21 protein-coding genes are annotated in these 17,555 nt (G+C 43.0%); 13 read left to right on the top strand and 8 right to left on the bottom strand.

The genetic code is table 11. From position 1 onward, the window contains the following. Window positions 1-39: 39 nt before the first annotated feature. From lptB to HJG39_RS05195, 5 genes are read right to left on the bottom strand one after another with little or no spacing between them, the layout of a single operon-like run. Entirely contained in the window at window positions 40-768 is a 729-nt protein-coding gene (gene lptB / locus HJG39_RS05215; protein ID WP_268407493.1) for an LPS export ABC transporter ATP-binding protein, read from the bottom strand. After that, complete coding sequence (gene lptA / locus HJG39_RS05210) at window positions 768-1,292, bottom strand: lipopolysaccharide transport periplasmic protein LptA (protein WP_268407492.1); 525 nt, start codon at window positions 1,290-1,292, stop codon at window positions 768-770. The genes lptB and lptA overlap by 1 nt, the downstream gene beginning before the upstream one ends. Beyond that, entirely contained in the window at window positions 1,282-1,857 is a 576-nt protein-coding gene (gene lptC / locus HJG39_RS05205; protein ID WP_268407491.1) for an LPS export ABC transporter periplasmic protein LptC, read from the bottom strand. Before lptC ends, lptA begins: the two co-directional genes overlap by 11 nt. A 53-nt stretch (window positions 1,858-1,910) precedes the next feature. Next, window positions 1,911-2,885 (bottom strand): KpsF/GutQ family sugar-phosphate isomerase, encoded by a 975-nt coding sequence (locus tag HJG39_RS05200; RefSeq protein ID WP_268407490.1) that lies wholly within the window; start codon window positions 2,883-2,885, stop codon window positions 1,911-1,913. Window positions 2,886-2,897: 12 nt separating this feature from the next. Beyond that, entirely contained in the window at window positions 2,898-3,860 is a 963-nt protein-coding gene (locus tag HJG39_RS05195; RefSeq protein ID WP_268407489.1) for a calcium/sodium antiporter, read from the bottom strand. Window positions 3,861-4,203: 343 nt separating this feature from the next. Between HJG39_RS05195 and HJG39_RS05190 the strand changes: the two genes are divergently transcribed. The 7 genes from HJG39_RS05190 (at window position 4,204) to murA (ending at window position 8,905) form a co-directional block, all read left to right on the top strand. Then, window positions 4,204-5,001 carry an ATP-binding cassette domain-containing protein gene (locus HJG39_RS05190; protein WP_268407488.1) on the top strand — a complete coding sequence of 266 codons (798 nt, stop codon included), beginning with the start codon at window positions 4,204-4,206 and terminating at the stop codon, window positions 4,999-5,001. Continuing rightward, window positions 5,001-5,780, top strand: a complete 780-nt coding sequence (gene mlaE / locus HJG39_RS05185; protein WP_268407487.1) for a lipid asymmetry maintenance ABC transporter permease subunit MlaE — start codon at window positions 5,001-5,003, stop codon at window positions 5,778-5,780. The genes HJG39_RS05190 and mlaE overlap by 1 nt, the downstream gene beginning before the upstream one ends. A 9-nt stretch (window positions 5,781-5,789) precedes the next feature. After that, entirely contained in the window at window positions 5,790-6,260 is a 471-nt protein-coding gene (gene mlaD / locus HJG39_RS05180) for an outer membrane lipid asymmetry maintenance protein MlaD (protein WP_268407486.1), read from the top strand. Window positions 6,261-6,280: 20 nt separating this feature from the next. After that, window positions 6,281-6,940 carry an MlaC/ttg2D family ABC transporter substrate-binding protein gene (locus HJG39_RS05175; RefSeq protein WP_442780999.1) on the top strand — a complete coding sequence of 220 codons (660 nt, stop codon included), beginning with the start codon at window positions 6,281-6,283 and terminating at the stop codon, window positions 6,938-6,940. A gap of 3 nt (window positions 6,941-6,943) precedes the next feature. After that, entirely contained in the window at window positions 6,944-7,252 is a 309-nt protein-coding gene (locus HJG39_RS05170; protein WP_268407485.1) for an STAS domain-containing protein, read from the top strand. Window positions 7,253-7,284: 32 nt separating this feature from the next. Then, window positions 7,285-7,545, top strand: coding sequence for a BolA family protein (locus tag HJG39_RS05165; RefSeq protein ID WP_268407484.1), 261 nt, complete (start codon window positions 7,285-7,287; stop codon window positions 7,543-7,545). Window positions 7,546-7,639: 94 nt separating this feature from the next. Then, window positions 7,640-8,905: a UDP-N-acetylglucosamine 1-carboxyvinyltransferase gene (gene murA / locus HJG39_RS05160; protein ID WP_268407483.1), complete on the top strand. Its 1,266-nt coding sequence runs from the start codon at window positions 7,640-7,642 to the stop codon at window positions 8,903-8,905. 7 nt (window positions 8,906-8,912) lie between these two features. Here the strand turns inward: murA and HJG39_RS05155 are convergent, their stop codons facing one another. The 3 genes from HJG39_RS05155 to HJG39_RS05145 all read right to left on the bottom strand — a co-directional run bounded on the left by HJG39_RS05155 (window position 8,913) and on the right by HJG39_RS05145 (window position 12,059). Next, on the bottom strand, window positions 8,913-9,911 hold the full coding sequence (locus HJG39_RS05155) for a trypsin-like peptidase domain-containing protein (protein ID WP_326849240.1): 999 nt from the start codon (window positions 9,909-9,911) through the stop codon (window positions 8,913-8,915). Window positions 9,912-10,171: 260 nt separating this feature from the next. Continuing rightward, on the bottom strand, window positions 10,172-11,539 hold the full coding sequence (locus HJG39_RS05150; RefSeq protein WP_268407481.1) for a DegQ family serine endoprotease: 1,368 nt from the start codon (window positions 11,537-11,539) through the stop codon (window positions 10,172-10,174). 76 nt (window positions 11,540-11,615) lie between these two features. After that, window positions 11,616-12,059 carry a ZapG family protein gene (locus tag HJG39_RS05145; protein ID WP_268407480.1) on the bottom strand — a complete coding sequence of 148 codons (444 nt, stop codon included), beginning with the start codon at window positions 12,057-12,059 and terminating at the stop codon, window positions 11,616-11,618. A 231-nt stretch (window positions 12,060-12,290) separates the two neighbouring features. On the opposite strand from HJG39_RS05145, the gene zapE reads away from it, so the two are divergent. From zapE to HJG39_RS05115, 6 genes are all read left to right on the top strand, one after another. Beyond that, the gene (gene zapE / locus HJG39_RS05140; protein ID WP_268407478.1) at window positions 12,291-13,412 is read left to right on the top strand and encodes a cell division protein ZapE; all 1,122 of its coding nucleotides are present in this window, start codon (window positions 12,291-12,293) and stop codon (window positions 13,410-13,412) included. Window positions 13,413-13,616: 204 nt separating this feature from the next. Next, the gene (gene rplM, locus HJG39_RS05135) at window positions 13,617-14,045 is read left to right on the top strand and encodes a 50S ribosomal protein L13 (RefSeq protein ID WP_268407476.1); all 429 of its coding nucleotides are present in this window, start codon (window positions 13,617-13,619) and stop codon (window positions 14,043-14,045) included. 13 nt (window positions 14,046-14,058) lie between these two features. Beyond that, window positions 14,059-14,451, top strand: a complete 393-nt coding sequence (rpsI, locus tag HJG39_RS05130) for a 30S ribosomal protein S9 (RefSeq protein WP_268407475.1) — start codon at window positions 14,059-14,061, stop codon at window positions 14,449-14,451. A 400-nt stretch (window positions 14,452-14,851) separates the two neighbouring features. Further along, window positions 14,852-15,445, top strand: coding sequence for a ubiquinol-cytochrome c reductase iron-sulfur subunit (petA, locus tag HJG39_RS05125; protein WP_268407473.1), 594 nt, complete (start codon window positions 14,852-14,854; stop codon window positions 15,443-15,445). Between the two features lies 1 nt (window position 15,446). After that, entirely contained in the window at window positions 15,447-16,715 is a 1,269-nt protein-coding gene (locus tag HJG39_RS05120; protein WP_268407472.1) for a cytochrome b, read from the top strand. Then, window positions 16,712-17,446 carry a cytochrome c1 gene (locus HJG39_RS05115; protein ID WP_268407470.1) on the top strand — a complete coding sequence of 245 codons (735 nt, stop codon included), beginning with the start codon at window positions 16,712-16,714 and terminating at the stop codon, window positions 17,444-17,446. Before HJG39_RS05120 ends, HJG39_RS05115 begins: the two co-directional genes overlap by 4 nt. The last annotated feature ends 109 nt before the right edge of the window (window positions 17,447-17,555 follow it).

Below are 17,555 nucleotides of genomic sequence, written 5' to 3'. Positions count from 1 at the left end.
TCTCAGCATTTATCATTATTTGGGTTGTTATAGGGGGCATTAAAGTTTGAACTGATCCCCTAGGTATACATCTCTTACTCGTTGATTACCGAGAATGGCTTCCGAAGTGCCTTCTGCAATAACTTGTCCATGACTAACAATATAAGCATGTTCACAGACATCGAGCGTTTCTCTTACGTTGTGATCCGTGATGAGTACACCGATACCACGATCCTTTAAGTGTTGGATTATCTTCTTTATATCATTTACCGAAATAGGGTCAACTCCCGCGAAGGGCTCATCGAGTAAAATAAATCGAGGATTTGCTGCTAAGGCTCTCGCAATCTCGACTCTGCGGCGCTCTCCACCTGATAAACTCATACCTACACTGTTACGGATGTGATTGATATTAAATTCATCAATAAGCTCATCCGCAATCTGCTCACGTTGACCATTTGCCAGTTCTTTTCGAGTTTGCAAGATGGCCATGAGGTTTTGATAAACCGTTAATTTTCTAAAAATAGATGATTCTTGAGGCAAGTAACCAATACCGTGACGCGCTCGAATGTGCATGGGTTGAAGTGTTAAATCTTGCTGATCGATATAAATATTACCTTGGTCTAAAGGAACAAGGCCGACAATCATATAAAATGTTGTGGTTTTACCTGCTCCATTAGGCCCAAGTAAGCCAACGATTTGCCCGGAGCTGACTTTTATCGATACATCTTTAACAACTTGGCGTGATTTGTAGGATTTGGCTAATCCCATTGCACACAAGGTCGACTTCACTATTGTTTATCTCCTGTTTCCTCAGGCTGACTTTCAGGGTTAAATACGGTTGTGACGCGTCCATTTTCACCGTCTTGACCCTCTGCCAATAATTGTTGTTTATCCAAATTAAAGGTAATAGATTCGCCTTTCACCATGCTGCTATTTTGGTGTAACTCTGCCTCACCTGATAGCTTAAGTGTGCGAGTGGAAACTTGATAACGTATTTCTGAGGCAACGGCTTTTATGGTGGAGCCATCTTCCATATCTTGGGTATAAACCGCAGGTTTGCCTCGAGCAATAAATACTTCTTTACCTTCTCCTTTTGATGCGTTGACTTCCACCTCGTCTGCATCAATGGCAAGGGAGCCTTGTTGTACATGGACATCTTCTCGAAAGATAGAAGTTTTGCGTTTACCATCAACAAAGTGGCTTTTCGAGTCAACGGTAATAGGCTTTTTGAAATCATCATCTTTTGCATTGACTGCGTTAACGCTAAGAACACAGCAAAGGGTGATGACAGATAAATTAAGTTTACTGTGCATTTTCTGTAGTCGGTGTAAAAATGGTTTGAACATGATCCAATAACTCAAACTTTCTGGTTAACATGTTGGCGACAAATCCATTGCTATGAATAACGTAGTCTTGTCCCGTAATGACGACAGGTTGGTCTGACGTCATGGTTTTTTCGTCGAGATTGATTTCGATAAAACTGGTGGTAATTTGCTGTACAAACTCCCCTTCACCAATACTCTTTATTTGTACGTTCTTTTCGAGTTGAATGCGATTATCTTCGTATAAGGTGCCTTCTTCCGCTATGACACTCCATGGATTTTCCGTGCGTTCAGTGAAGATGGTGTAATTGGGCTTCTCAAATAATGTAAACCCAAGTTCTTCAAAATGCTCCATTTTTTCAGCATACACCTTATGCGTTACCATACCTTTATCATTATATAAGGTACTAAGCATTTTATTCGCCAAATAATTTGGTTGGAAGCTAGAAATAGCATCCGATTTTTCCGATTCCTCGGTATCGTGCTGCCAAATAGGTAGGTTCAGCAACAAAATCAGTAAAAACAGTAGGGTGATGCTTATCGACACTCGATTCATGAGTTATCTCCCCAACCGTAGGCTGAGCTGAGCAATTGCCTGATAAGCGCTCATTAAGCCACACCTGCCTTTAAGAGATCTAGCATATTGAAAGCGCCAATCGGAACGTTGTTGTCATCCAATACAACCAAACCATTTATGCGCTTGGTTTCCAGTATATTTAAAGCCTCGGCCGCCAGCATATCTTTTCGTGCTGTTACCGCGTTGCGGGTAATCACATCACCGATAGGGGTTTGATGAATGTCGACTTTCGCATCGATAACGCGGCGTAAGTCACCGTCAGTGAAAATACCGGCAAACTGACCTGCTTGGTCAATTATGGCGGCCATGCCGAGCCCTTTAGCTGAAATCTCAAATAACGCTTCGCTAATGGTGGCGCTTTCCAGTACCAGAGGAAGTTGCTCGCCGGTGTGCATGATGTTGTCCAGCCGCAAAAGAAGACGTCTGCCCAGTGCCCCTTGTGGATGAGAAAGTGCGAAGTCATCGGAAGAAAATCCTCGGGCTTCAAGAAGCGCGATAGCTAACGCGTCACCCATAGCTAGGCTAGCCGTGGTGCTGGAAGTGGGGGCAAGTCCCAACGGACACGCTTCTTTACTGACTTTAATGCACAAGTGCATGTCGGAGTATTGGGCCAATTTTGACTTCGGATTACCCGTCATCGAGATAATTTTGTTGCCCAGCCGTTTTACAACAGGCAACAAAGACAGGATTTCATCGGTTTCCCCGGAGTTAGAAATGGTAATTAAGATGTCTTGCTTGGCGAGCATACCCAAGTCGCCATGGCCGGCTTCTCCCGGATGCATATAAAAAGCCGGTGTGCCTGTACTTGCCATTGTCGCTGCAATTTTGTTAGCAATATGACCGGATTTCCCCATGCCTGTAACAACCACTTTGCCCTGACAAGCCAAAATGAGCTCGCAAGCTAATGCAAAATCACTATCGATATATTGTTTAAGGTCGCTAATGGCTTGCTGTTCAATTTCAAGCACTTGCAAAGCTGATTCGATGAAGGAATTGGATGTATTCATAAAGGTAATAAACTATAAGCTCTGAAACAACATAACTTGATACCCGATAAAACAGGCTAACAATAAGCCGCCTTGCCATCGGTTAATGTTACGCATTCCTCCGATATTCAGGCTAAACACGACTAATAATACTGTAGCACCTAACATGACAGGCATGTCGCGACTGATTGCATTAGGGTCTATGCTTCCTGGGGCGATAATTCCGGGCATGGATAAAACCGCTAGAATATTAAAAATGTTAGAGCCGATAATATTGCCCATTGCTAGATCATCTTCGCCTTTTAATACACCCGCAATACTCGCAGCGAGTTCCGGCAAGCTGGTGCCAATGGCAATAATGGTCAAACCAATCACCAAGTCACTTAAGCCAAAATGTCGGGCGATGACAACCGCTGAGTCCACCATAAAGTCTGCGCTAACAGGTAAAGCAATTAAGCCAACGATAACCCAAAAGACAGCCTTGGTTGTGGAGACGCCATCAGGAATTTCTTCTAGCGTCTCTTTGGCTAGTGGATCTTTGCGATCTGCTTTAATGGACAGCCAAGTGACGCCGCCAATGGTGACGAAAAAAAGCAACATTAGGACAGCGCCTTCCCATTCTTGAAAAAAACTGTCTGCTAAAAACAGTGCTGCAATGATAGAAATAATGAGTAAAACAGGCAGTTCACGCTTCACCGTTGCTGAGCCCACAACGATTGGCTTCATTAGCGCTGTAAGTGCTAATACAAGTGTAATGTTAGTAATGTTTGAACCAATGGCGTTACCGATGGCGGTATCGGGTGTTCCTGCTAATGAGGCAGTCGCAGATACCATAATCTCTGGGGCTGATGACCCCATAGCTACAATCGTCATACCAATCACCATAGGAGAAATTCCTATGTTTTTCGCTAGTGCTGACGCACCAAACACAAACCTATCTGCACCCCAGCTTAGGACAACGAGACCTGCAACAAAAATGACTATTTCAATTAGCATTGTTTACTTTATCTTGACTTCAAATTGACAGCGCGGATTGTCGCAAATTGTTAGCCACATTCCTATTAGCAATAGCAGTAAATTTTGCATTTGTTCCGTTTTGTCGTTAACCATTTGACAATTTCATACATAATCGAGTGCTACCTTGCTTTAACATTGCGATACTTGAAAGGAATGCAAGGGTGACAGAGCAAAGATTATTCGAATTATTAGCAAATAAGTTGTTACTTTTTGATTTTGTCGCTAAATCTTGAAAAACGTTAAAATAGTGCATATATGTAGCACCTCTCCAAGTGAATAGCATCCTGACTGTCTTGTTCTAAGATTTAACCAAAGAGCTGAAATGGAATATCTGGTAGAAATTGAAAATATGAGCTTCAGTCGTGGCCAGCGCCCGATTTATGAAGATATTAACGTGCGTATTCCTGCCGGGAAGACTACCGCGGTGATGGGGCCAAGTGGTATCGGCAAAACGACCTTGCTGAAATTAATTGGTGGTCAGCTTACGCCGGATAGCGGTGACATCCGATTTAAAGGGCACTCTATTCCCAAGATGAGGCGTAATGCGCTATTTGCTGCGCGTCGTGATATGAGTATGTTATTCCAAAGTGGTGCATTGTTTACTGATATGACGGTATTCGACAATGTTGCTTATCCCATTCGCGAACATACTCGATTGCCGGAAGATATTATCCGAACAATGGTGCTGATGAAGCTACAGTCAGTTGGACTGCGAGGTGCGTCAGAGCTAATGCCCAGTGAGTTATCTGGCGGAATGGCAAGGCGTGCAGCTTTAGCGAGATCCATTGCGCTTGATCCAGAATTGATTATGTACGATGAGCCCTTCGCAGGCCAAGACCCTATTTCAATGGGGGTACTCGTTAAATTGATTAAAGAACTCAATGATGCATTGAATTTGACTAGCATTGTGGTTACGCACGATGTAACAGAAGTATTAACTATAGCTGATTATGTGTACGTGATGGCGGATAAACGCATAATTGGAGAAGGGACGACAGAAGAAATTCAATCTTCCGATTCCCCATTAGTGCAACAGTTTTTGAAAGGAAATGCCGATGGGCCGGTTCCTTTCCATTTCCCTGCTAGGGACTTTGCAACTGTGCTAGGAGAAGGTCGCTAATGGCGTTTTTGGCAAGTCTTGGAAGGAAAACCTTAAATATTTTTTCAACTGTGGGGCGGGCTTTTCTGATCCTTGTTGGAGCTATTGTCGCTCGACCTCAGCCGCTTAAAAATACGTCGTTGGTGATCAAACAAATTTATATCGTCGGTGTTCAATCACTATTGATTATCGGTGTTTCGGGTTTGTTCATCGGTATGGTTATGGCGTTACAAGGATATACCGTTCTGGTCGATTATGGTGCGGAAGAAAGCCTTGGCCCGATGGTGGCTTTATCGTTAATTCGGGAATTAGGCCCGGTAGTGACAGCGTTGCTGTTTGCAGGACGAGCAGGTTCGGCACTGACTGCTGAAATTGGTTTAATGAAAGCTACTGAGCAACTTAGTAGTTTAGAAATGATGGCTATTGATCCCTTGCGTCGTGTGATTGCCCCTCGCTTTTGGGCGGGCGTTATTTCGATGCCAATGTTGGCCTTAATTTTTAGTGCCGTTGGTATTTTGGGCGGTCACTTGGTTGGTGTGGATTGGTTAGGCGTAGATTCAGGTAGTTACTGGTCTATTATGCAGTCTTCCGTTGATTTTGAGGAAGACGTGCTAAACGGCGTCATAAAGAGTTTTGTTTTTGCCGTGGTAGTCACTTGGATTGCCGTTTTTAGAGGTTATGACTTAATACCCACTTCAGAGGGAATTAGTGCAGCAACAACGCAGACTGTCGTGCATTCATCCTTGGCTGTATTAGGTTTGGATTTTGTGTTAACTGCGCTGATGTTTGGTACGAATTAGGAGGCATTTGTGACATCGAGAAAAGTAGAAGTTGGTGTTGGTTTTTTTGTTGCTTTAGCTTTTGCATCGCTATTGATGATGGCGTTAAAAGTAGCGGATCAAGGCGTCAGCGGCACAGGGGAAACCTATAATCTGTATGCTAAGTTCGACAATATTGGCGGGTTAAAACCGCGTTCTCCTATTAAAGTGGGCGGTGTGGTTATTGGCCGAGTTGGTGATATTCATTTAGACAAAGAAGACTTCACTCCAGTCGTAACATTAGTGATCAGCGAAGAATACCGAGATTTTCCAGACACAAGTTCGGTCTCGATACTCACATCGGGCTTATTAGGAGAGCAATTCGTTGGTTTTCATCCCGGATTTTCGTTCGATGGAATCGAAACATTAAATGAGGGTGACTATATTGCGGATACTAAGTCGGCCTTGGTTCTAGAAGATTTAATTGGTCAGTTTTTATTTAGTCAGAATAAAGACGATTAAAAAGAGTAGGAATAGATTAAATGCATACAGTAAAAACAAGAAATGGGTTAACACTAAAAGGATTTTTAGTCGCTTTGATGTTTGTTTTTAGTGGTAACGTGCTCGCTCAAGACAACCCGTATTTGTTGTTAGAGGAAGTTGCAAGCAAGACATTTGACAGAATTAAAACGAGTCAGAAAAAAATCAAGTCAAACCCTGAAGAGTTGAAAGCCATTGTTGAGGAAGAGTTACTTCCTTATATTGATTATCAGTTTGCAGCTTTGAAGGTGCTTGGAAAATATTTTAGGAAGGTTCCTAAAGAACGAATTCCTGAATATATTGAAGTATTTAGAACCTATTTGATTGCGACTTACGCAATTGCACTAGGACAGTATGAAGATCAAACAGTAGAGTTTGAGCCACCAAAAGATTACGATAAGCGTAAAGATGTAACCGTTAGAGCGATAATTTCTGACGGAGAGCGCCCCGATATAAAAATAGCGTTTAAAGTACGCCGAAACTCTAAGACGAATGAGTGGAAGGCTTATGACATGGTGGCAGAAGGGATCAGTTTGCTATCAAGTAAGCGCAGTGAACTAGAAGGCATTCTTCGTCAAGACGGAATTGAAAAGGTAATTGAAGAGCTAAGCAAGAAAAATAGCCAACCAATTAGCTTGCAAAAAGAGACTGCTGAGGGTTAGTGAATGGCATCTGCGTGTGAAGTATTAAAAATTTCGGAAAATCAAATCCAGCTAAAAGGTATCCTAGATTGGCAGAGTGTCGCTGACGCGCTGTTCAAGGTAAGAGAAAGCTTTAAGCAAATTAGCGATGATACGATTATTCTAGAATTATCGGAGTTAAAACACGCAGATACTGCCGGTGTTGCAGGGCTCATCAATGCCAGCATCGATTGCATTAAAGACGGAAAGAAGTTGCAGTTATTGAATGCTCCTGAGATTGTTTCGACTCTTGCGAAAATTAGCGATCTTGAAGCCGTGTTAGGGTTACAATAGGCACAACTATTCAGTAAATAGTATTATTGGTTATGCAAGCAGAAGATATTAAAAAAATTCTCGAAGATAAATTAGCGCTAGATGAGATTCATGTCACGGGGGAAGGTTCTCACTTCCAAATCCTAGCTGTAAGCGATGCGTTTGAGGGCATGTCACGAGTCAAAAAACAGCAAATGATTTATGCACCATTAAACGAGTTTATCGCTGATGGTACGCTTCATGCGCTTTCGATTAAAACCTTCAATCAAGAGCAATGGCAAAAAGATAAAAAGTTATTATTGCCGGACGCTTAACATACCTATTCAACCGATTTTGATTTGGGATTAGAGACAATATTTGTTCTAATCCCTTTTTAGTTTTTATTACCTTCAAGTTACGAGGCCATTGATGGATAAGCTTCTTATTCGTGGCGGCAGACCCTTGTCTGGCGATGTTGAAATTTCCGGTGCGAAAAATGCCGCGTTGCCAATTCTCTTAGCAAGCTTGCTAGCCGACACCCCATGCCGCTTTAGTAACGTTCCCGAACTTCGTGACGTAAATACGAGTTTGGCCCTATTGAACCAATTGGGCGCAAAAGCAAAGCGCCTGTCTGATGGATGTGTGGAGATTGATGCGAGCTGCGTAAACAACCAAGTTGCTTCTTATGAGCTAGTGAAAACGATGCGAGCCTCTGTACTTGTTCTTGGCCCGTTACTGGCGAAGTTTGGAGAAGCGACAGTCTCCTTGCCCGGAGGCTGTGCGATTGGCGCGCGACCTGTCAATTTGCATTTGTCTGGAATGGAACAAATGGGCGCTGAAATTAGCGTAGAGGGTGGGTATATCAAAGCCCAAGTAAAGGGTCGCCTGAAAGGGTGTCATATTTTTATGGACATGGTGAGTGTTGGTGCAACCGAAAACCTGATGATGGCAGCGGTACTTGCAGAGGGCGTGACCGTAATTGAAAATGCGGCAAGAGAGCCTGAAATTGTTGACTTAGCAAATTGTTTGAATGCAATGGGCGCAAAAGTAACTGGAGCAGGAACACCGAAAGTCAGTATTAAAGGCGTAGCCTCTTTAAAGGGGTGTGATTATCAAGTGCTTCCCGATCGGATTGAAACCGGAACTTTTTTGGTGGCTGCTGCGGCGACACGAGGTCATATTCGTTGTCTTCATGCTGCGCCTGAGACTTTGGATGCCGTTATCGATAAGCTCAGAAAAATGGGAGCTGAGGTGGCTACAGGTCCCGATTGGATTGAACTTAATATGCACGGAAAGCAGGCAAAGGCTGTGAATATCAGCACCGATCCTCATCCCGGTTTCCCGACTGATATGCAGGCGCAGTTTGTTGCCTTAAACGCCATTGCATCTGGTGCTGCGACAGTGACTGAAACGATTTTTGAAAACCGATTTATGCATGTTCCAGAGTTGCATAGAATGGGCGCAGAAATAGAGCTAAGAGGCAATAGCGCTGTTACTAATGGTGATTCAAAGTTGAAAGGTGCGCCTGTGATGGCAACAGACTTGAGGGCGTCAGCAAGCTTGATTATCGCTGCGTTAGTTGCCTCAGAGTGTGAAACCACGATAGACAGGATTTATCACTTAGACCGAGGCTATGAAAAAATTGAAGAGAAGCTAAGCCGTTTAGGTGCTGATATTAAAAGAATCAAAGAGTAATTGGTGATTAGCTGTTACGTAGTTCGGCGATGTTAACAGGAATGGTTATGACGGCATCGTCCCTACTAATTTTGAAGCTGAGTGTCGTTCCCGGTGTCGTTTCAGCAACCAGTTCCAATGCATGTGCAGCGCCTTCAAGTTGAATTCCATTTACGGAAAGGACCACATCATTCGGTTGCAAGCCTGCAAGTGCCGCCGGGCCTCTTGGTGTAATGCTGGTAATCAAAAATCCTTGTTGCCCCGGTAGATCGTTTCCTGATACTCCTAAATAACCGCGAATTACCCTGCCATTGGAGATGATCTGGTCCATAACTTTCTTGGCAAGCTTATAAGGGACGGCAAAGAAGACGCCAGGCACATCTTTAATGCGTCGTTGTGTATCTAAGGTTTTATAATTGGCGTTGTTTATGCCGACTAAAACCCCATTACTATCGACCAACGCGCCGCCAGAGTTGCCTTCATTTAAAACGGCGTCGGTTTGGATAAAGTTCGCATAACCAGCAACGTTACTATTGATTTGCGCGCGCCCAGTAGCGCCAACAATACCCTGTGTGATCGTTTGTCCAAGGTTGTACGGGTTCCCGATGGCTAACACTAAATCACCAACCTGCGTATTAGGTTCTTCTAGTTGAGGAATAACCGGAGCATTTTCAATATTGATTTTTAAGACTGCAAGGTCAGTTAAGGGGTCGTTGCCAACTTGGTGAGCTTCGTAAAATTGACCATCAGAAAGCACTACGCCAATATAATCGGCATCTTGAATGACATGTAGGCAGGTTAAAATATGACCGCTATGGGTCATCACAACGCCTGAGCCTAAGCTGGTTCTCTCATTAGGTCTGCGACTGTAAAGAACAGAGCGAGTGTCGTAACTAAAGCTATAGATGTTGACAACTGCGGGGCCTGCATTGTGAATTGCATTGTTAAAAGAAAGCTTATCTTGAGTGTATTTGGGGCCGAATAGCCCTGAAACAGAAAAACCCTCTCCACTGCGTAATGTTGGCACTAATAATAATAAGACTCCTGAAAGAATGAGTCCTAAAGCAATAGATCTAATGAGAAAGGAAAACCAAGATTGCAAGGGTATTTGTTCCAATCAAATAGGGTTAGTATCAAACCCGCGAGCATACCACTGAATACGAATTGATAACAGGATCTGATAAAGGTTAGTGCTAAAGTGGATATAAATAAATGTTTTAGATAAAGAAAAGCCCCGAATGTATTCACAAACGAGGCTTTAGATGGGTTAACTTTTATCGGTGTGTTTTACCGGATAACTAAATAAAGTGAAGAACGACCCCGTTTTACATTTAGAGCGATAACGCCTCTTTCATCAGCGTTCAGGATGCGACGAAGTTCAGCAACATTGTTAATACGCTGACGGTTAACACCAACAATTACATCTCCTTGCTTCAAGCCAAGTCTGTCGGCATTTGAGCGAGCTGCAACATCAGAAATCTCTACGCCAGGTTCGTTGCTTTCAGTCGTACCATCTGCGAGTGTGGCTCCATCCAGCGCTGGGTGGATTTCTTCTGCTTCAATATTTCTTGCTGAGAAATCTTCCAGTACAACGTCAACTTCTTTGTGTTTGCCTTCACGTAACAAGCCTAATTCTACTTCGGCACCAGCACCTAAAGATCCAATTTTAGCTCTTAATTCATTAAAGCTTTCAATCTTCTTGCCATTGATTTCAACGATAATATCACCCGGTTCAATGCCGCCTTTTGATGCAGCAGAGTCTTCCGCGACTTCTCTAACGAAAGCACCTTGGTTTACATCTAATCCCATTGCCTTGGCAAGACCCGAGTCGACATTTTGGCCTGTAATGCCCAGTAAGCCGCGTCTAACTTCACCATATTTGATGATTTGATCAACTAGACTCTTCATCATATTGGAGGGGATTGCAAAACCGATCCCAACGTTACCGCCATTTGGGCCCACTATCGCAGTATTAATACCAACAAGTTCACCTTTGAGGTTGACAAGTGCTCCGCCGGAGTTGCCTCGGTTGATAGCAGCATCGGTTTGGATATAGTCCTCGTAGGCGTTAATACTCATTGCGGTGGAGCGGCCTAATGCACTAACGATACCAGAAGTGACGGTTTTACCTATGCCAAATGGGTTTCCGATGGCGACCACAAAGTCACCGACTCTGATAGCATCCGAGTTGGCTAATTTAACTTCACTTAGGTTATCAGGGCTGACTTTTAATAATGCAATGTCACTTCCCTTATCTTCACCAATCTTTTTAGCTTCGATTTCACGGCCATCACCCAGCGATACAATAATTTCGTCTGCGTTATCAACAACATGTGCATTGGTGACAATATAACCTTCATCAGCATCAATAATAACGCCACTGCCTAAACCTCGGAATGGTTGCTCTTGCACTTGCTCCCGTGGTGCATTGGGACCGTAGAAGTAGCGAAAAAGGTCAGGTACTCGTTGCCTGATCTTATGCTTGCCTTCAACCGAAATACTGACGACGGCGGGAGAGGTTTTCTCAAGCATTGGGGCCAAGGTCGGTACCCCATCTTCGCCGAAAGGTATCGCCGCTTGAGAGGGTAAGCTGATAGTTAAACTACTAGCGAAAATTGCCGCACAAAGAGTGGCACAAGATACAATTTTTTTCATTTGCAGATTTTCTCCGTCTTTGAATCTACTCAAGTGACTGCTGTAGTAAGGCCAAAGTTCAATGCTTCAAGTCACCCTATGACTTTTGTTCATTTTCAGTTTGGTTTTGTTGTCCACCTTTCAATAAACCAGAGGCACCCTCTGAATAATCTGGTGGCTGAAATCCAGCGTTTGAACTGACTGGCTTGGCTTCCTTTTGTTGATTCTTCAAAAAGGTCATGGCTTGATCACCAAAGAAGTTGAATGACTCCCCGTCTTTTACTTGTTTTGAACTGACTAACAAGTCTTCGTAGGCGTCCAACTGAGATTTAAGAGCGCCGCTTTGACGCTGAATTTCGTCTAACATTTTGCGTGTGCTGGCAACGTGAATGAGTGCTTGTTCGGTTAACATTTCACGTTCAGAAATAGCGTTATGCGAGACTTTTTTTGAGGTGTTAGATTGTGTAAGAAAGTATTTCGCAACGAAAAAACCAACTATAGCTCCCACAACTAAAAGTAAAGCTCCGATAGTCCAATCCATCTTTTTTCCTCTTTCAATAACCTATGCTTCGTTCTAAGCCTCTGTTTAGGCTAGAACCCAGTAGTCAATAGCTAGCTATTATCGGCATATTCTAGCTGCTGTGAAGTAGTTTATTATCATATGTCCTACTGGTTGGATGGGTTCCCTTATTTTTTTGTAACCTTATAATGCAAGATTCCGATCGAATGAAGCATTCCAGAGTCTTTATAAAGAATTGAGAGAACCAAACTTATGTTGAATCTAACGCCGTTGCAGAAGTATCAAGAAGATTTGCAGCGGGATGATTTCCAATTTGATGCGGCTCAAGAGAACGCAGTCAAAGAACTACAACGTTTATATGATGATTTAGTTGCTATTCAAAATCAGACCGGCTGGAAACATAAATTCAAAGGCATATTGCCGGGTAAGAAAAGGCATGTCAGTCGAGCAATAGCTAACATTCAGGGGATTTACTTTTGGGGTGGGGTTGGTCGAGGAAAAACCTATTTAGTCGACACCTTTTATGATTGCTTACCCTTAACAAACAAAATGCGTGTGCATTTCCATCGGTTTATGCACCGAGTGCATGAAGAAATGAAGTTGTTAGCAGGGCAAAGTGACCCCTTAAAAATCATTGCTAAAAAGCTGGCGAAAGAAACACGCATTATTTGCTTCGATGAATTTTTTGTTTCCGATATTACTGACGCCATGATTTTGGGAACCTTATTTGAGTTGCTGTTCGCAGAAGGTATTGTTTTGGTAGCAACATCTAACATCGAACCTGATCATTTATATAAAAATGGGTTACAGCGAGCTCGTTTCCTGCCAGCAATTGCTTTGCTTAACAAACACACCAATGTTGTGAATGTGGATAGTGGTATTGATTACCGATTGCGAACACTCGAACAAGCAGAGATTTATCACTACCCACTTGATGAGCAAGCAACGAAAAATTTACATGCGTATTTTACCCAGCTTGCCCCCGAAGCTGTTGAACAAGATGAAGCACTATCCATTTTAGGACGTGAGATTGCCACCATTCGCAATGCAGATGGGGTGGTGATGTTCGATTTTGAAGTGCTTTGTGGGGGACCACGTAGCTCAAATGACTACATGGAATTGAGCCGTATTTATCATACCGTCTTGCTTGCGGACGTGACTCAAATGGGGGCAATGGTTGATGACAAGGCGCGTCGTTTTATTGCTATGGTTGATGAATTTTATGAGCGCAACGTGAAGTTGATTATTGCCGCAGAAGTGGCGATTGATGAGCTTTATACTTCTGGTCAATTAACCTTTGAATTTAAACGATGCATCAGTCGCTTGAAGGAAATGCAGTCCCATGAGTTTTTGGCGCGCGAGCATCTGCCTTAATTTGCATGTTTTTTATCAATAAAGGGGTGTAATTTTAGTGGAGTTCTGTATAATTCGCGCCCTGCCCAGTTACGGCTACATGGATTGTGCGTACAAACCAGTGTGCTCGAAGGGGTAATCAAACTGGTCTTTAGGCGTCTCCGATTCGGATAGATGCCGGGTTGATGAGATAACGTTAACGTCTGAATTTTGGGTAATTTTAAGATGAAAACATATGTAGCAAAACCAGAAACGGTAAAACGTGAATGGTTTGTGATTGATGCCACCGACAAAACTTTAGGTCGATTGGCAACCGAGGCTGCGCGTCGTTTGCGTGGCAAGCATAAGCCAGAATATACGCCTCACGTAGATACTGGTGATTACATTGTTGTTGTTAATGCTGAAAAAGTTGTTGTAACAGGCAACAAAAAGCAAGACAAAATGTACTACTCTCACTCTGGTTATCCAGGTGGCTTGAAAGAAGTAAACTTTGAAAAGTTACAAGCTTCTAAGCCTGAAATGATCATTGAGAAAGCAGTTAAGGGTATGTTGCCTAAAGGTCCTTTGGGTCGTGCAATGTTCCGTAAGTTAAAAGTTTATGCTGGTACTGAGCACGGTCATGCTGCTCAAAAACCACAAGTTTTGGACATTTAAGGAGCACTGATCAATGGCTGATAATCAATATTACGGTACTGGTCGTCGCAAAAGCTCAACTGCTCGCGTATTTTTGCGTCCAGGCACAGGCAGCATTACTGTAAATAAGCGTCCCCTAGAAGAGTTCTTTGGTCGCGAAACTGCACGTATGGTTGTTCGTCAACCGCTTGAGTTGGTTGAGATGACTGAAAAGTTTGACCTTTACATCACTGTTACTGGTGGTGGAATTAGTGGTCAAGCAGGTGCGATTCGTCACGGTATTACACGTGCGTTGATGGAGTTTGACGAAACATTACGTCCTGCTCTTCGCCAAGCTGGCTTCGTTACTCGTGACGCGCGTCGCGTTGAGCGTAAGAAAGTTGGTCTTCATAAAGCACGTAAGAGACCTCAGTTCTCCAAGCGTTAAAAGCTTTATATTGTTTCAAAAAACCCGGTTTATCCGGGTTTTTTATTGTCTATTGTTTGTCAAATAGCACTTATTTGTTTCAAAAATTTACCTAGCGGTAAAATAAAAGGTCATTAATCTTCAATTGACCGTTAAAATTCCCTAGCAAATCTAATTTGATTATTACTGCATTATGAATGAATCCCTTGAGATCCATAGGGGTTTTATTTATCATGCAGCCCGGGTAAAAACCGGAATATTATTTGTTACAAAGTCGAGAGTTAGCCTATAGTTCATCTTGCGCTGATGATCATATTTAGTGGGCTAATTTTTAGAGCCCAAAAATATTGTTAATCGATATTTAGTAGATTGCGTATCAAATTAGAATAACTCACAAAATCCAACCTCTGGGGAAAATTGGATGAGCAACACGCCTGTAGATAATAGCCGGCGACGCTTCTTAACTGTGGCTACATCAGTAGTTGGCGGTGTGGGAGTGGTTGGAGCCGCAGTACCATTTATCGCTTCGTGGAATCCGAGTGAACGAGCTAAAGCAGCTGGTGCGGATGTTGAAGTTGATATTAGTAAGTTAGAACCTGGTCAGATGATGCGTGTAGAATGGCGCTCTAAGCCCGTTTGGATCGTTCGTCGTACCAAAGCCATTCTTGATGCTTTAGCTGGTCATGAAGATCAACTCAGAGATCCAAACTCTGAAGAAGATCAACAGCCTGCATTCGCAAAAAACCGTTACCGAGCTTTGAAAGAAGAGTATTTGGTATTGGTTGGTGTGTGCACACACTTAGGCTGCTCTCCTCAGCACATGAAAAACGGCCAGTTCGAAGAATTTGTAGAAGGCGTTCCAGATGGGTTCTTTTGTCCATGTCACGGCTCTAAATTCGATATGGCTGGGCGTGTATTCCAAAGTGTTCCTGCTCCACTAAACCTAGTTGTTCCTCCTTACTACTACATTGATGACAATCGAATTTTGATCGGTCAAGAAGGGGAGGTTGCTTAACATGTGGAAAAATCTTTTAGATTGGATTGAATATCGCATTCCTATGATGCGCGTTGCGAACATGCACGCCATTCAATATCCAGCACCGAGAAATATGAACTTCTGGTATGTATTTGGCTTTTTAGCCACTATCGTACTGGTTAACCAAATCGTCACCGGTATCTGGTTGACGATGAATTTTGTACCAAGTGCAGAAGGCGCTTTTGCTTCCGTTGAATACATCATGCGCGATGTTGAGTATGGCTGGCTACTGCGGTACATGCACTCAACAGGTGCGTCTGCCTTCTTTATTGTCGTTTACATGCACATGTTCCGCGGCATGATTTACGGCTCCTATCAGAAACCAAGGGAATTGCTTTGGTTATTTGGTATGTTCATTTATTTAGCGCTTATGGCCGAAGCCTTCATGGGTTACGTGTTACCTTGGGGACAAATGTCTTATTGGGGCGCGCAGGTAATTGTATCTTTATTCAGTGCAATTCCTGTTATTGGACCAGGTTTAGTTGAGTGGATTCAGGGTGACTTTGTTATCTCTGGGGCAACACTTAACCGTTTCTTTGCGTTACACGTTATCGCGCTCCCGCTTGTTATTGTGATTCTGGTGTTCTTGCACATTGTTGCGTTGCACGAAGTGGGCTCTAATAACCCCGATGGTATCGAAGTTAAGCGTCCTAAAGGTTCTTTAAAAGAAGAAGAAAAAACTAAGTTCGCAATGCATGAGTATTACACAAACAGGTACGATATTATCGATGACGTAGTACCTTTCTTCCCTCACATTGTGTTGAAAGATTTGGTTGCCTTTACAGTGTTCTTGGCCTTGTTCTCTTATGTCATGTTCTTCAATCCCGAAATGTGGGGCAAATTCCTAGAACATCCAAACTTTGAAATTGCCAACCCATTGAAAACGCCTGCACATATTTTCCCTGTGTGGTATTTCACGCCGTTCTACGCAATTTTGAAGGCCGTTCCTAACAAGTTGTTCGGTGTTATTGCCATGTTTGCGGCTATCGCAGCGTTAGCATTATTACCTTGGTTAGATCGCGGGAAAGTTCGCTCATGGCGTTACCGTTCAGGTTTGCACAAATGGAATCTAATTATTTTCGCGATTGTTTTCATTTTCCTAGGTTACTTAGGTGGTACACCTCAAGCTAACTGGAAGATCCTTGCCTCTCAGATTTTGACTGTAATGTACTTTGGGTTCTTCGGTTTACTGTGGTTATACAGTAAAAACGAAAGCACTAGGCCACTACCTACGAGGATCACGAAATGAAAAAGCTGATTTTATTAGTTTGTTTATTAGTGCCCGGTTTAGCCTCGGCAGCGGGTAGCGAATATCCATTAGATCACGCTGACTATGATTTGACAGACAAAGCATCATTACAGCGCGGTGCTCAGACTTTTATGAACTATTGTTTGGGCTGTCACCAAATGCAATATCAGCGTTATCAACGCACATTTAAGGATTTAGGGATCCCTGACGACATTGGTCAAGAGAACCTACAATTCACAGGTGAAAAGGTGTTTGAGCATATTAAAAATGCGATGCCTGTTGATTCTGCGAAAAAGTGGTTTGGTGCACCGCCGCCAGATTTAACTTTGGTTGCGCGTGTTCGAGGACCAGATTGGTTGTATACCTATTTACGTACTTTCTATGAGGACCCATCAAAACCGTTTGGTGTGAACAACAAGGTTTTTCCTGATGTTGGTATGCCTCACGTTCTTCAAGAGCTGCAAGGCTTGCCTCGTGAAACCTCTGAAGAGCAACTGGTCGATGGTGAGAAAGTGATGCGTGAAGTTGGTATTAAGACTGATGGTTCAGGCTTACTCAGTGACGCCGAATATGACAAGGTCGTTTTAGATTTAGTTAACTTCTTAGTTTATACAGGTGAACCTGTTACCTTGGAGCGTCAAGCGCTTGGTAAGAAAGTCTTGATATTTATTTTAGTGTTGTTTGTGTTTGTATTCTTGTTGAAAAAAGAATATTGGCGTGACGTGCACTAAACAGACTAAATTCTGTTAAAATTACTGGGGGCATCACTGCCCCCTTTTTTGCTATGTACGCACGAGTTTATTTGTCACCTTGCTGATAAAATCATCAGAGTGTGTAGGG

Source organism: Alteromonas sp. a30, assembly GCF_026788005.1.
Taxonomy (GTDB): domain Bacteria; phylum Pseudomonadota; class Gammaproteobacteria; order Enterobacterales; family Alteromonadaceae; genus Paraneptunicella.
Note: the sequence above shows the minus strand (reverse complement) of the source record. Positions and strands in the feature narration are given on the sequence as shown.

Excerpts from the sequence above, each read along its gene's own strand:
- zapE (WP_268407478.1), top strand. The coding sequence starts at position 12,291 with ATGTTGAATCTAACGCCGTTGCAGAAGTATCAAGAAGATTTGCAGCGG.
- HJG39_RS05190 (WP_268407488.1), top strand. The coding sequence starts at position 4,204 with ATGGAATATCTGGTAGAAATTGAAAATATGAGCTTCAGTCGTGGCCAG.
- rplM (WP_268407476.1), top strand. The coding sequence starts at position 13,617 with ATGAAAACATATGTAGCAAAACCAGAAACGGTAAAACGTGAATGGTTT.
- HJG39_RS05195 (WP_268407489.1), bottom strand. The coding sequence starts at position 3,860 with ATGCTAATTGAAATAGTCATTTTTGTTGCAGGTCTCGTTGTCCTAAGC.
- HJG39_RS05120 (WP_268407472.1), top strand. The coding sequence starts at position 15,447 with ATGTGGAAAAATCTTTTAGATTGGATTGAATATCGCATTCCTATGATG.
- HJG39_RS05115 (WP_268407470.1), top strand. The coding sequence starts at position 16,712 with ATGAAAAAGCTGATTTTATTAGTTTGTTTATTAGTGCCCGGTTTAGCC.
- lptA (WP_268407492.1), bottom strand. The coding sequence starts at position 1,292 with ATGCACAGTAAACTTAATTTATCTGTCATCACCCTTTGCTGTGTTCTT.
- petA (WP_268407473.1), top strand. The coding sequence starts at position 14,852 with ATGAGCAACACGCCTGTAGATAATAGCCGGCGACGCTTCTTAACTGTG.
- mlaE (WP_268407487.1), top strand. The coding sequence starts at position 5,001 with ATGGCGTTTTTGGCAAGTCTTGGAAGGAAAACCTTAAATATTTTTTCA.
- HJG39_RS05175 (WP_442780999.1), top strand. The coding sequence starts at position 6,281 with ATGCATACAGTAAAAACAAGAAATGGGTTAACACTAAAAGGATTTTTA.
- lptC (WP_268407491.1), bottom strand. The coding sequence starts at position 1,857 with ATGAATCGAGTGTCGATAAGCATCACCCTACTGTTTTTACTGATTTTG.
- HJG39_RS05200 (WP_268407490.1), bottom strand. The coding sequence starts at position 2,885 with ATGAATACATCCAATTCCTTCATCGAATCAGCTTTGCAAGTGCTTGAA.
- HJG39_RS05145 (WP_268407480.1), bottom strand. The coding sequence starts at position 12,059 with ATGGATTGGACTATCGGAGCTTTACTTTTAGTTGTGGGAGCTATAGTT.
- murA (WP_268407483.1), top strand. The coding sequence starts at position 7,640 with ATGGATAAGCTTCTTATTCGTGGCGGCAGACCCTTGTCTGGCGATGTT.
- HJG39_RS05170 (WP_268407485.1), top strand. The coding sequence starts at position 6,944 with ATGGCATCTGCGTGTGAAGTATTAAAAATTTCGGAAAATCAAATCCAG.
- HJG39_RS05150 (WP_268407481.1), bottom strand. The coding sequence starts at position 11,539 with ATGAAAAAAATTGTATCTTGTGCCACTCTTTGTGCGGCAATTTTCGCT.
- HJG39_RS05165 (WP_268407484.1), top strand. The coding sequence starts at position 7,285 with ATGCAAGCAGAAGATATTAAAAAAATTCTCGAAGATAAATTAGCGCTA.
- rpsI (WP_268407475.1), top strand. The coding sequence starts at position 14,059 with ATGGCTGATAATCAATATTACGGTACTGGTCGTCGCAAAAGCTCAACT.